We start from the raw sequence: 12,751 nt of genomic DNA on the forward strand, positions 1-12,751 counted from the left end.
CGGAAGCCGACACCATTTCAACTCGCGGCACGCCCCACCTATTCCAGGGCAAACGCCCCAGCGGGTGCGATCCTGAAGGCTCTGAACGGAGGCGAATCGGCATGAAAACCCTGAAGGCCGTCGCCGTCGAGAACGGCGCCATCGTGGCGACCGGCGAGGACGGCAATGAGTTCCGTATCCACCTCGACGACGAGCTCCGCGCCAAGCTGCGCGGCACCCCCACGAGCTCGATCCCGACGACCCGTCGCTCGAGCCCGCGGGAGATCCAGACCTACATCCGCGGAGGCATGTCGGCGGAGCAGGTGGCGAAGTTCACCGGCGCTCCGATCGACTACATCGAGCGCTACGAGGGCCCCATCCTGGCCGAGCGCCAGTACATGGTGGAGTCCGCCCTCGGCGTGCCGGTCCTGACCGGCCAGCCCGCCGACGACGTGGACGGCCAGCCGCCCACGTTCGGCACGGTGCTCGAGGAGCGACTCGCCCAGCTGAACGCGAGCGGGTCCCGCTGGGCGAGCTGGAAGGAGCCGGAGGGCGGCTGGATCGTGAAGCTCAACTTCACGGCAGACGGCATCGACCACGACGCCCGCTGGTCCTTCGACGCGAAGAAGCTGCACCTCGCACCGCTGAACGGCGAGGCGGTCGCGCTGTCGCAGCAGAACGAGATCGGCACATCGCTGCTCCCCCGCCTCCGGGCGGTGGCGCCCGAGTCGCCGGACACGTCGCGCTTCGACTCGGGCGCGTTCGAGCTGCCCCCCGAGGACGTCGGCATGCCGGACCCGGTGGTGCACGTCGAGCAGACGCCCACCGGCCGCATCCGCGTGCAGGCGCCGCGCACCGGCACGATCGGCGTCATCCGGGAGGAGCCGCCCGCCGCGCCCACGCCGGCGGACACGAGCGACCTCCTCGAGGCGCTGCGCCGCCGCCGCGGCGAGCGTGAGGCGGCCACCTACGAGGAGGAGCCGCCGCGCACTCCGACGACCGGCACCGTGCGCGTGCTCGAGCGTGTGCGCACCGAGCAGCGGTCGGAGCAGCGGCCCGAGAACCGCGCCGAGCAGGTCGAGACCACCGAGGTGCGTCCGGTCAAGCCGCAGACCGGTCCGGTCCCGACGCGGGGCCGCCGCGGCCGCACGTCGATGCCGTCATGGGACGAGATCGTGTTCGGGGCCCGCCCCGAGGACGACTCCAACCCGGCCTAGCGACGACCTAGGCCGGGAAGCGGAGCAGCGGCACCCGGGTCTCCTCGGGCGTCCACGAGCCGTGCTGGCCGATCATCGCGCGAGCGCCGACCGTCGCGGTGCGGCTGTCGTAGTAGGCCACGGACCCGCGGGCGGCGACCAGGATGTCGCCGATCCGCGGGGCCACCTCAGCGTCGACGGCCGCCCCGAACCAGCCCTCGGCGATCGCCTCGTCGCGTCCGCGGACCCAGGCGCGCTCGCCCTCAGCGGCGCGCCAGCGGTCGAGCAGCGCCGCCCGCTCCACGTCCGGCAGGTCCGGCTCGAAGTAGAGGTGCAGCATCCGGGGCTCCCCGCCCACGTGCCGGACGCCGTCGACGAGCTCGCGGCGTTCGTCGATGAGCACGTGGCGCGACCCGGGCACGTCGACGATGCCATGGTCCGCGGTGACGAGCAGGGCGTTGCCCTTGCCGAGGCGAGGAAGGGCCGCGGTGAGCGCGCCGTCGATCTCCTCGAGCGCGGCCGTCCAGCGGTCCGACTGCCAGCCCTCCGCGTGCGCGGCCTGGTCCGCCTCGGGAATGTAGAGGTAGACGAGCGTTCCCGGCGCCTCGCGCGCAGCCTCGAGGGCGACGTCGAACCGCTCCCCGATCTCGTCGGCGGGCCGGTAGTCGCCGCCGCGGAGGGTCGCCGCGGTGAAGCCGGACGACCGGTACTTCTTCGCGCCGACCGCCACGCCGCGGACCGTCCCACTCTCGAAAATCGTCGGACGGCGCTGCCAGACGAGCGGATCGACGCTGCCGCCCCAGCCGTTCAGCTGGTTGACCACGCGGTCGCCGGCCTCGTCGAGCACGGCGTAGCCGACGACGCCGTGCTGCCCGGGGTCCTCCCCCGTCATCAGGGTGGTCAGGGCCGCGGCCGTCGTGGTCGGCACCCCTGTCGTGATCACCGAGGACGAGGTGAGGGCTCCGGCGAGAGTGCGGGCGTGTCCCCGCCGCGACTTCAGCGCAGAAGCGCCGAGGCCGTCGACCACCACGACGATCACCGAGCGGGCGGCGGGAAGCCCGAGGGGGTTCTTCCTCCCCAGCAGGGCGGCGACACATCCGGGAAGAACCGCGCCGAGATGAGGGCCTGCGCCCGAGGTGGTCGGTACCATGAGGGACACCCGGGTCAGTCTGGCACAGCAGCCCTGACCGTCCCCGAGCCGACCCGACGGCTCCCAGCGCCCCTCCCGAGGGCGGACCGAGCGAACGGCAGAATCAGCATGCGACGAGATCGGCGGCAGCCGTGACCAGCACCGAGGTGCCCCCGAGCGGGGCCGAGCGGATCGAGGACGTCGACGTCTCCTCGGAGATGCAGGGGTCCTTCCTCGAGTACGCCTACTCGGTCATCTACTCCCGGGCGCTCCCGGACGCCCGCGACGGGTTGAAGCCCGTGCAGCGGCGCATCCTCTACATGATGAGCGAGATGGGCCTCCGCCCGGATCGTGGTCATGTGAAGAGCGCGCGCGTCGTCGGCGAGGTGATGGGCAAGCTGCACCCGCACGGCGACTCCGCCATCTACGACGCTCTCGTGCGCCTCGCGCAGCCCTTCACCATGCGCCTGCCCCTCATCGACGGGCACGGCAACTTCGGCTCACTCGACGACGGCCCCGCCGCCTCCCGCTACACGGAGGCGCGGCTCGCGCCCGCCGCGATGGCGATGGTCGAGGACCTGGACGAAGACGTCGTCGACTTCGTCCCCAACTACGACAACCAGCTCACCCAGCCGGAGGTGCTGCCCTCCGCGTTCCCGAACCTCCTCGTCAACGGAGCGAGCGGGATCGCGGTCGGCATGGCCACCAACATGCCGCCCCACAACCTCATCGAGGTCGTCGCCGGCGCCCGGCACCTGATCGACAACCCGGATGCCTCGCTCGAGGACATCATGCGGTTCATCCCCGGGCCCGACCTGCCCGCGGGCGGCACCATCTCGGGTCTCGACGGCATCCGCGACGCGTACGCCACCGGGCGGGGCACCTTCCGCACCCGGGCGCGCGTCTCGATCGAGAACCTCACCGCGCGCAAGGTCGGCCTGGTCGTCACCGAGCTGCCCTACCTCGTCGGGCCCGAGCGGGTCATCGAGAAGATCAAGGACGGCGTCAACGCCAAGAAGATCCAGGGCATCTCGGACGTCAACGATCTGACCGACCGCAAGAACGGCCTGCGGCTCGTCATCGGCATCAAGACCGGCTTCAGCCCCGAGGCGGTGCTCGAGCAGCTGTACCGGCTCACGCCCCTCGAGGAGTCGATGGGCATCAACAACGTTGCGCTCGTCGACGGCGGGCCCCGCACCCTCGGGCTCCTCGAGCTGCTCCGCGTCTACGTCGGCCACCGCGTCGAGGTGGTCACCCGGCGCACCCGCTATCGCCTCGACCGCCGGCGGGAGCGCCTGCACCTCGTCGAGGGCCTCCTCGTCGCGATCCTCGACATCGACGAGGTGATCCAGGTCATCCGGTCGAGCGACGACAGCGAACAGGCGCGCACCCGCCTCATCGACGTCTTCGACCTCGACCAGATCCAGGCCGAGTACATCCTCGAGCTGCGCCTGCGCCGCCTGACCCGGTTCTCCCGGATCGAGCTCGAGGCGGAGCGCGACGCCCTCCGCGAGGAGATCGCGTACCTCGAGGCGCTGCTCGGCAGCGAGCAGCGCATCCGCGAGGTCGTCAGCGAGGAGCTGGAGGCCACCGCGGAGAAGTACGGCACGCCGCGGCGCACCCTCCTCACCGAGGCGCCGCCGTCACTGGCCGGCAGCGCGCGCGGCAAGAAGGCCGCCGCCTCCCTCGAGATCGCCGACGTGCCGTGCGTCGTCGCCCTGTCGACCACGGGCCGTGCCGTCCGCATCGACGTGCCGGACGGCGCCGAGCTCGCGCGCCCCACCCGCCGCAGCAAGCACGACGCCCTGCTCTCGCAGGTCGCCGGCACCAGCCGCGGCGAGCTCGGGGCGCTGACGAGCGCGGGCCGCGTCATCCGGTTCACGCCCGTCGACCTGCCGTCGGTGCCCGCGAACTCGATCCAGCTGGGCGCGGGCGCCCGCATCCGCGACTACCTCGCGCTCGGGAAGGGCGAGAAGGTCGTCGCGCTGGTGTCGCTGACATCGGACCAGCCGATCGCCCTCGGCACGAAGGACGGCGTGGTCAAGCGCGTCGCGACCGGCGCCTACCCGAACCGCCCCGACTTCGAGGTGATCGCCCTCAAGCCGGGCGACGAGGTGATCGGCGCCACCCAGTGCTCCGACGACGCCGAGCTCGTGTTCGTGAGCTCGGAGGCGCAGCTGCTGCACTTCGCCGCGTCCCTCGTCCGCCCCCAGGGCGCGGCGGCCGGCGGCATGGCGGGCATCAACCTGGGCCAGGGCGCGCGCGTCGTCTTCTTCGGCGCCGTCGCGAAGCCGGAGCACGCGGTGGTCGCCACCATCTCGACCGGAGCCGCCACCCTGGAAGGCACCGATCCCGGCCGCGCCAAGGTGTCGCTCTTCGTCGACTTCCCGGCGAAGGGCCGCGCGACCGGCGGAGTCCGCGCCCACTCGTTCCTCAAGGGCGAGGACAGCCTCGCCCTCGCCTGGGTCGGCACCGATCCGGCCCTCGCCGTCGGTCCCGACGGCTCGGCGCGCACGCTGCCCGAGCTCGGCGCGCGCCGGGACGCCTCCGGCACTCCGCTCGAGGGCCTCATCGGCTCGATCGGCTCCGCGCTCGGCGCCTGATCCGGCAACAGCCGCGACATCCGGCAACCGTTCCCGGTTGCCGGATGTCGTATCGGCGTCTCCGCCTCTGGCAGGACTTTCTGCTGTCGGCAGGACATTGCGCCGCAGAAACTCCTGCTGACCGCAGAAAGTCCTGCCGACGGCGGAGGCTGAGAGCCGGCGGGGTCAGGACATGGCGGGCTGCGGCCGACGGGAGCTCGCCCCCAGCCGCTCGGTGAACCAGTCGCGGGCCAGGGCTGCGACCTGGTCGAGCGCGCCCGGCTCCTCGAACAGGTGCGTCGCGTTGGGGACGACCTCGAGAGCCGCCTCCCCCGCCAGCGCATCCCGGGCGCTCCGGTTGAGCCCCAGCACCTCCGGGTCGCGGCCGCCGACGATGAGCAGCACGGGGCAGCGGACGTAGCCGAGTCGCTCGCCCGCGAGGTCCGGGCGCCCGCCGCGCGAGACGACGGCCGCGATCGTCGGGTCCGCCGCGGCGGCGCACAGGGCGGCGCCCGCACCTGTGCTGGCCCCGAAGTAGCCGATCGCCGCGCCCGCTGCGTCCGGGCGGCGGCGCACCCAGGCCGTCGCCGCCTGCAGCCGCTGCGAGAGCATCGGGACGTCGAACACGGCGTGCCGGTCGCCCTCCTCGGCGGGCGTCAGCAGGTCGAGAAGGAGGGTGCCGATGCCGGCGCGCTCGAGCACCGACGCGACCATCCGGTTCCGCGGGCTGGTGCGGCCGGAGCCGCTGCCGCGCGCGAACACCACGACAGCACGGGCGCCGGCGGGCAGCCGGAAGCGCCCCCGCAGCACGACGTGCCCGGCCGGGATGAGGACGTCCTCGCCGCCTTCCGGGTCCTCACCGGCGCTCACGGGCGCCGCCCGCTCGAGCAGTTCGCGGACCTCGTCCTCGCCGACGTCCGGATAGTCCCGGTAGGCGTCCCGCACCTCGGCGAGCTCCTTCGGCACCTCCAGGCTGACGGTCTCGTCCGCGCTGTGCACGAGCCGCAGCCCTTCTGGTGTCGCGATCGGAACGGCGAGCACGACGCGCGCCGCGCCCATCCCCCGCGCCATCGCGCAGGCGGCCTCGGCGCTGACACCGCTCGTCAGGCCGTCGTCGACGACGATCACCGTGCGGCCTGCTATGTCGAGGTGCGGCCGGCCGCCGCGCAGGCGCACGGTGTGGTCGGCGAGAACGGCTCGCTCGCGGCGGGTCGCGAGGGCCAGGTCGAGCGGGGTGACGAGCTCGCGGAGGAACACGGGCGAGTTGAGCACGCGGGTGCCGTCCTCCGCGATCGCGCCCATGGCGACTTCCGGGTGACGCGGCACCCGGAGGCGCCGGGTGACGGCCACGTCGAGCGGCGCGCCGAGAGCCCGCGCGATCTCGGCGGCGACGGGCACTCCTCCCATCGAGAGTCCCAGAACCAGGGGGTTCTCGCCGGCGAGCTTCTCGAGCTCTCGGGCGAGCCGGCGGCCGGCGTCGTTGCGGTCAGCGAAGCGCGCGGCGCGCGACAGGTCCTGCATGCATCCTCCTGGGGGTCCGTTCCAGGCTCACCGAGGATTCGTCGGTTCTCCGGGACGAAGGTCCCGCGTTGCGGCATGCGTCGCCGGCCGGTCGCCTACTCCACGGGTGCGGGCAGCGGCGCGATCCGAAGCGTCCGGGCGACGTGCGCCGCGAACTTGGCGACCGACTTGGTGGTCGAGTCGACCTTCTCGGGCGTCTCCTCGAGGTCCTTGTAGTCGACGCTGCCCATCGCCTCGCCGTTCCAGTAGGTGACGCCCTGGGCGGGGATGGTGAAGCCGATGTCGTTGAGCGCCTGGAACAGCTCGGCCGTGATCTGGTGCGCCCCGTCCTCATTGCCGACGATGGCGGCGACGGCGACCTTGTCGAACATCGAGGGCCGGCCCAGGTCGTCCTTCTCGGACAGCTCGGCGTCGAGCCGCTCGAGCACCCGCTGGGCGACGCTCGTCATGTGGCCCATCCACGTCGGCGTCGCGATCACGAGGATGTCGGCCGCCTGCACCTTCTCGCGGATGGCGGGCCACTCGTCGCCGTCCCCCATGTCCGCCTCGACTCCGGGCTTGACGTCGTGATCGACGACGCGAACGGTGGTGCCGGCCACCCCCTCCGCGGCGAGGGCGGCCATGAGCTGGCCGCCGAGCAGGTCACTGCTCGACTCGGCGGGCGAGGGCTTGAGCGTGCACACGAGGCAGACGGCGGTGAGGTTCGGCTCCATGGGTTTCCTTCCTGTTCTCTGCCACTTTTCCGGACTCGGCTCCGGAAGCGGCTGGGAGCCGGCAGGGGGTTGACGCGCGCACCATTGCAGGGCGGTTGAATCAGCCACCGCCGTCCACCCGGACTACGGCCCGGCTGGAAGACTCGCCGACGGAGGTCACCGGATGAAGACGATAGGGCTGATCGGCGGCATGAGCTGGGAGAGCAGCAGCGAGTACTACCGGCTCGTCAACGAACTGGTGCGCGAGCGGGTGGGAGGCCTCTCCTCAGCGAGGTGCGTGCTCTACTCGGTCGACTTCGCGGAGGTCGAGGCGATGCAGTCCGAGGGCCGGTGGGATGAGGCGGGCCGGCTCCTGGCGGACGTCGCGCGCAGCCTCGAGTCGGCCGGCGCCGACTTCCTCGTGCTCTGCACCAACACGATGCACAAGGTGGCCTCCGCGATCGAGGATGCGGTCGCCGTTCCTCTGCTGCATCTCGGCGACACCACTGCCCGCGCCGTGCTCGCGGAGGGGGTGACGAAGGTCGGCCTGCTGGGCACGGCCTTCACGATGGAGCAGTCGTTCTACCGCGACCGCCTGTCATCGCACGGTCTCGAAGTCATCGTCCCCGAGGCCGAGGACCGTGAGCTCATCCACCGCGTGATCTACGAGGAGCTTTGCCTCGGCATCGTCCGCGAGGAGTCACGCGCCGCGTATCAGGGCGTCGTCGACCGGCTCGTGGAACGGGGCGCCGAGGGCGTCATCCTCGGCTGCACGGAGATCGAGCTGCTCCTACGGCAGGAGGACGTCGCCGTCCCGGCCTTCCCGACCACGCGCCTGCACTCCGAGGCCGCAGTGGCGGCCGCGCTGGCGTCAACCGCCGGCTGACGCGGCGGCCTCTCGTCCCCACCGCCGGGACGCGGCTGCGCTCGGCGCCTCTCAGCCGTGGACGGTCTGATGCTCCGGCCCGCTTCGCCGCGGCACTCCGGCAGCGGCGTACACGTCGATCTCGTCGAGGGTTTCGCGCTCGAGCAGCGCGGCCGCGATCGCGTCCAGCTGGCTGCGATGCTCGCGGATGAGCCGACGGGCGTCCACGTAGCACTCCTCGATCAGCCGGCGAACCTCTTCGTCGACCTTCGCCAGCATCAGGTCCGAGACTCCCGCCGCGCGCGGGTCGCCCTCGCGTGGCAGCACGGAGACCGGCCCGACGGTCTCGGACATCCCCCAGCGTCCCACCATGCCGCGCGCGACCCCGGTCGCCGTCTCCAGGTCGTTCTCGGCGCCGGTCGTGACCGCTTTCAGGACCTCCGCTTCGGCCGCCATGCCTCCGAGCGCCCCGATGATCCGGCCCCGCAGGTAGGAGGCCTCGTACCCATACCGGTCCGTGTCCGGCGTGGAGAGCGTCACACCGAGTGCTCGCCCGCGCGGAATGATCGAGACCTTGCGCACGGGGTCCGCTCCCGGCTGCAGGATGCCGAGCAGCGCGTGGCCGGCCTCGTGATAGGCCGTCCGCCGACGCTCCTCTTCGGGCATGACGATGGTCCGGGCGGTCCCCAGCTGGATCTTCTCCAGCGCGTCGAGCAGGTCACGCTGGAGGATCTGGGGCTGCCCGCGCCGGGCGGCGGCGAAAGCCGCCTCGTTCACCAGGTTGGCGAGCTCAGCCCCGGTCATGCCCGGCGTTGCGCTGGCGAGGCGGCCGAGATCGACGTCGCGCCCGAGCGGCTTGCCCCGGGTGTGCACGGCCAGGATCTGCTCTCGGCCCCTCTGATCGGGCGCGTGCACCGTGATCGTGCGATCGAAGCGTCCAGGACGAAGCAGGGCGGGGTCGAGCACGTCCGGACGGTTGGTGGCGGCGAGAACGACTACCCCTTCCGAACCCGAGAAGCCGTCCATCTCGGTCAGGATCTGGTTCAGGGTCTGCTCTCGCTCGTCGTGACCGCCGACGGCACGGGCACCGCCACGCGCCCGTCCGATGGTGTCGATCTCGTCGATGAAGATGATCGCCGGCGCCACCTTGCGGGCCTCGCCGAACAGCTCGCGCACGCGGCTCGCTCCCACGCCGACGATCATCTCGATGAACTCGGATGCGCTGGCCGAGAAGAAGGGGACGCCCGCCTCGCCCGCAGTCGCCCGGGCGAGCAGTGTCTTGCCGGTTCCCGGAGGGCCGGCGAGGAGGATCCCCTTCGGCGCGCGCGCACCGAGGCGCCGGTACTTGTCCGGGTCCTTGAGGAAGTCGACCACTTCGGCGATCTCCGCCTCGACCTCGTCGATCCCGGCCACATCGCCGAAGGTGACGCGGACACTCTCCGGATCCACCGGCTTCCTCCGGCCGCCTCCGCCGAACAGGGCGCCCATCCCCTGCTGGCGGCGGAGCATCCACCAGTAGAAGCCGATGAGCAGCAGGATCGGCCCGAGCGACAGCAGGAGGTTCCAGAACAGGCCTCGCTCCTGAAGGACGGGCGTCGCGCGGACTGTGGATCCATTGGCCGCCAACTCGGCGAGGAGGTCGTCCTGGGCGAAGGTCGGGCGCTCGGTCGTGAAGCTGGAGTATGTTCCCCCGCTGTCGCCGGGCAGGGGCGCCTCGTTGCGCAGCACTCCCTGGATCGAATCTCCACGGGAGAACACCTCCTCCACGTTGTTGCGCTCCACCTGCCGCGTGAACTCGGTGTACGGGACAGCGGGAGCGCCGGCCATCGTGTCCTGCGCGGTGAACAGCCCGAAGGTCAGGAAGTACGCCAAGCCCACCCAGAGCGCGGTCAGCCACCAGTTCGGCCGCTTCGGCGGCGTCTCCTTCGTCGGCTGGAGACCCTCGGTCCGCCACGGCCGCCCCTGTGGGTCCGGCTGCTCACCTTCGCGGCCCTCCGGCGGCCGCCGCTCGCCGGAGCTCGTATCGCTGCTCACCTCTGTCCGCCTCCTACGCAACGGAAGTGCCGATGGCAGGATTCTAGGAAGGCGTCAGCACGGGATGCGAAGCCTCTGGTCCCCTCGGGACCGCCGGTCAGGCGTCGATCTTGTCGCGGTCGAGGTCCCGTGAGCCGTCGATGATGAACTCCTTGCGGGGCGCGACGTCGTTGCCCATGAGCAGCTCGAAGACCCGCTCGGCCGCAGCGGCGTCGGAGACCCGCACCCGGCGGAGCATCCGGTGGCGCTTGTCCATCGTGGTGAGCGCGAGCTGGTCCGCGTCCATCTCGCCCAGCCCCTTGTAGCGCTGGATCGGGTCGACGTAGCTGCGCTTCTCGCGCTTCAGCTGTGCGAGCAGCCCCTGGAGCTCCTGCTCCGAGTAGGTGTAGATCGTCTCGTTCGGCTTGCTGCCCGGGTTCTTCACCACGACGCGGTGCAGCGGCGGAACGGCGGCGAACACGCGGCCCTCCTCGATGAGCGGGCGCATGTAGCGGAAGAACAGGGTCAGCAGCAGGGTGCGGATGTGCGCGCCGTCCACGTCGGCGTCGCTCATCAGGATCACCTTCCCGTAGCGGGCGAGGTCGAGGTCGAAGGTGCGGCCGGACCCCGCGCCGATCACCTGGATGATCGAGGCGCACTCGCTGTTGCTCAGCATGTCGCTGATCGACGCCTTCTGGACGTTGAGGATCTTGCCTCGAATGGGCAGCAGCGCCTGGTACTCGCTGTCGCGGGCGAGCTTGGCCGTGCCGAGCGCGGAGTCGCCCTCGACGATGAACAACTCGCTGTTGCCGACGTCGTTGCTGCGACAGTCGACGAGCTTCGCCGGCAGCGAGGAGGACTCGAGCGCGTTCTTGCGGCGCTGCGTCTCCTTGTGGGTGCGAGCGGAGATGCGCGCCTTCATCTCGGAGACGACCTTGTCGAGGAGCATCGACGCCTGGGTCTTGTCCTCGCGCTTCGTGGAGGAGAACTTCTCGCCGAGCGTCTTCGCCACCACCGACGAGACGATGCCGCGCACGGCGGGGGTGCCGAGGACCTCCTTGGTCTGGCCCTCGAACTGCGGCTCGGGCAGCCGGACGGTGAGCACCGCGGTCAGACCGGCGAGGACGTCGTCCTTCTCGATCTTCTCGTTCGCACCGACCTTCAGCTTGCGCGCGTTCTGCTCGATCTGGGTGCGCAGCACCTTCAGCAGGCCCTGCTCGAAGCCGGCCTGGTGCGAGCCGCCCTTCGGCGTCGCGATGATGTTGACGTAGCTCCGGAACGTGGTGTCGTAGCCGATGCCCCAGCGGAGCGCGAGGTCGACCTGGCACTCGCGGTCGACCTCCGTCGGCACCATGTGGCCGTTCTCCTGCAGCACCGGCACCGTCTCGGTGAACGTGCCGGTGCCGGTGAGGCGCCACGTGTCGGTGACCGCTCCGTCGGGGGCGAGGAAGTCGACGAACTCGCCGATGCCGCCCTCGTAGCGGAAGCTCTCGGTGGCCGGCTCCCCGCCGCGCTCGTCCTGGATGGCGATGCCGAGGCCCGGCACGAGGAAGGCCGTCTGCCGAGCGCGTGCGACCAGGTCCTCGAGTGAGAAGGTGGCGTCGCGGGAGAAGATCTGCCGGTCGGCCCAGTAACGGACTCGGGTGCCGGTGACGCCCTTCGCGACCTTGCCCACGACCCGTAGCTCGCTGCCGGAGACGAACGGGGTGAAGGCGGCGTCGGGCGACGGTGCGCCCTTGTCGGCGAAGGTGCCCGGTTCGCCGCGGTGGAAGGACATGGCGTAGGTCTTGCCGTTGCGGTCGACCTCGACGTCGAGACGCTCGGAGAGGGCGTTGACGACGGAGGCGCCGACGCCGTGCAGTCCGCCGGACGCCGCGTAGGAGCCGCTGCCGAACTTGCCGCCCGCATGCAGCTTGGTGAAGACGACCTCGACGCCCGTCAGGCCGGTCTTCGGCTCGGTGTCGACCGGGATGCCGCGGGCGCGGTCGCGCACCTCGACGCTGCCGTCGGAGTGCAGCACGACGTCGATCGAGTCGCCGTGACCCGCGAGAGCCTCGTCGACCGAGTTGTCGATGATCTCCCACAGGCAGTGCATGAGACCGCGGGAGTCGGTCGACCCGATGTACATGCCGGGACGCTTGCGGACGGCCTCCAGCCCTTCGAGGACGGAGAGATGCCGAGCCGAGTAATCCTGTGCCACCTGGCCAGGGTAAGCGGCGGTTCCGACACTCCCGGTCAGGTGGGAGGCGCGGCGGCGGTATCGGGCGACCGCGGCCGGGCGCAGGGAGCGGGACCGCAGCCCCGGTCGCGCCCCGTTCGCGGGCTGGACGCCGGGGCGAACAGCGAGGAGGATCCTCTCCGCACCGCGAAAAGTCGATCCTGTAACGATCTCGTACGCGCACAGCGAAACGGTGCGAGGCTGTGACCGAGAGCGGAACAACACCGTGCTTTCATTGTTGAACCCAGTGACGCACCGGACACTCAAGGAGCAGCACACATGTCGAACATCACGTCAGACGCCCTGGAAGCTCCTTCGTACGAACTGACCGCGCTCGACCGCTGCGACAGCTGCGGGGCGCAGGCCTACATCCGGGTGGAGCTGGGCAGCGGCGAGCTGCTGTTCTGCGCCCACCACGGCAAGAAGTACCAGGAGAAGCTTTCGAGCGTCGCCCGCAGCTGGCACGACGAGTCGAGCCGACTCACTCAGGACAACAAGTCCTGATCCCCCTTCAGCTTCGCATCGAGCCGTCCGCACCGCGGGCGGCTCGATGCGG

The 12,751-nt window shown here is 71.2% G+C and carries 9 protein-coding genes; 4 read left to right on the forward strand and 5 right to left on the reverse strand.

Annotated elements, in window-relative coordinates; all coding sequences use genetic code 11:
• Window positions 1–101 precede the first annotated feature (101 nt).
• The gene (gene sepH, locus J3P36_RS02975; protein WP_210505759.1) at window positions 102–1,196 is read left to right on the forward strand and encodes a septation protein SepH; all 1,095 of its coding nucleotides are present in this window, start codon (window positions 102–104) and stop codon (window positions 1,194–1,196) included.
• Window positions 1,197–1,203: 7 nt separating this feature from the next.
• On the opposite strand, the gene J3P36_RS02980 is transcribed toward sepH, so the two are convergent.
• Window positions 1,204–2,325 carry an alkaline phosphatase family protein gene (locus J3P36_RS02980; RefSeq protein WP_210506575.1) on the reverse strand — a complete coding sequence of 374 codons (1,122 nt, stop codon included), beginning with the start codon at window positions 2,323–2,325 and terminating at the stop codon, window positions 1,204–1,206.
• 131 nt (window positions 2,326–2,456) lie between these two features.
• On the opposite strand from J3P36_RS02980, the gene J3P36_RS02985 reads away from it, so the two are divergent.
• On the forward strand, window positions 2,457–4,907 hold the full coding sequence (locus J3P36_RS02985) for a DNA topoisomerase IV subunit A (protein WP_307806926.1): 2,451 nt from the start codon (window positions 2,457–2,459) through the stop codon (window positions 4,905–4,907).
• A 165-nt stretch (window positions 4,908–5,072) separates the two neighbouring features.
• On the opposite strand, the gene J3P36_RS02990 is transcribed toward J3P36_RS02985, so the two are convergent.
• Window positions 5,073–6,407, reverse strand: a complete 1,335-nt coding sequence (locus J3P36_RS02990) for a phosphoribosyltransferase family protein (RefSeq protein ID WP_210505760.1) — start codon at window positions 6,405–6,407, stop codon at window positions 5,073–5,075.
• Window positions 6,408–6,502: 95 nt separating this feature from the next.
• Window positions 6,503–7,120 carry a flavodoxin family protein gene (locus tag J3P36_RS02995; RefSeq protein ID WP_210505761.1) on the reverse strand — a complete coding sequence of 206 codons (618 nt, stop codon included), beginning with the start codon at window positions 7,118–7,120 and terminating at the stop codon, window positions 6,503–6,505.
• 163 nt (window positions 7,121–7,283) lie between these two features.
• On the opposite strand from J3P36_RS02995, the gene J3P36_RS03000 reads away from it, so the two are divergent.
• Complete coding sequence (locus J3P36_RS03000; protein ID WP_210505762.1) at window positions 7,284–7,985, forward strand: aspartate/glutamate racemase family protein; 702 nt, start codon at window positions 7,284–7,286, stop codon at window positions 7,983–7,985.
• 51 nt (window positions 7,986–8,036) lie between these two features.
• On the opposite strand, the gene ftsH is transcribed toward J3P36_RS03000, so the two are convergent.
• Window positions 8,037–9,998, reverse strand: a complete 1,962-nt coding sequence (ftsH, locus tag J3P36_RS03005) for an ATP-dependent zinc metalloprotease FtsH (protein WP_307806927.1) — start codon at window positions 9,996–9,998, stop codon at window positions 8,037–8,039.
• A gap of 97 nt (window positions 9,999–10,095) precedes the next feature.
• Window positions 10,096–12,177 (reverse strand): type IIA DNA topoisomerase subunit B, encoded by a 2,082-nt coding sequence (locus tag J3P36_RS03010; RefSeq protein WP_210505764.1) that lies wholly within the window; start codon window positions 12,175–12,177, stop codon window positions 10,096–10,098.
• Between the two features lie 297 nt (window positions 12,178–12,474).
• On the opposite strand from J3P36_RS03010, the gene J3P36_RS03015 reads away from it, so the two are divergent.
• On the forward strand, window positions 12,475–12,699 hold the full coding sequence (locus tag J3P36_RS03015) for a hypothetical protein (RefSeq protein ID WP_210505765.1): 225 nt from the start codon (window positions 12,475–12,477) through the stop codon (window positions 12,697–12,699).
• The last annotated feature ends 52 nt before the right edge of the window (window positions 12,700–12,751 follow it).

Source organism: Naasia sp. SYSU D00057 (assembly GCF_017916505.1).
Lineage (GTDB): Bacteria > Actinomycetota > Actinomycetes > Actinomycetales > Microbacteriaceae > Naasia.

What these genes read in the sequence shown, in the direction of transcription:
- sepH (WP_210505759.1), top strand. Translation starts at nt 102, where the DNA reads ATGAAAACCCTGAAGGCCGTCGCCGTCGAGAACGGCGCCATCGTGGCG.
- J3P36_RS02980 (WP_210506575.1), bottom strand. Translation starts at nt 2,325, where the DNA reads ATGGTACCGACCACCTCGGGCGCAGGCCCTCATCTCGGCGCGGTTCTT.
- J3P36_RS02990 (WP_210505760.1), bottom strand. Translation starts at nt 6,407, where the DNA reads ATGCAGGACCTGTCGCGCGCCGCGCGCTTCGCTGACCGCAACGACGCC.
- J3P36_RS02995 (WP_210505761.1), bottom strand. Translation starts at nt 7,120, where the DNA reads ATGGAGCCGAACCTCACCGCCGTCTGCCTCGTGTGCACGCTCAAGCCC.
- J3P36_RS03000 (WP_210505762.1), top strand. Translation starts at nt 7,284, where the DNA reads ATGAAGACGATAGGGCTGATCGGCGGCATGAGCTGGGAGAGCAGCAGC.
- J3P36_RS03015 (WP_210505765.1), top strand. Translation starts at nt 12,475, where the DNA reads ATGTCGAACATCACGTCAGACGCCCTGGAAGCTCCTTCGTACGAACTG.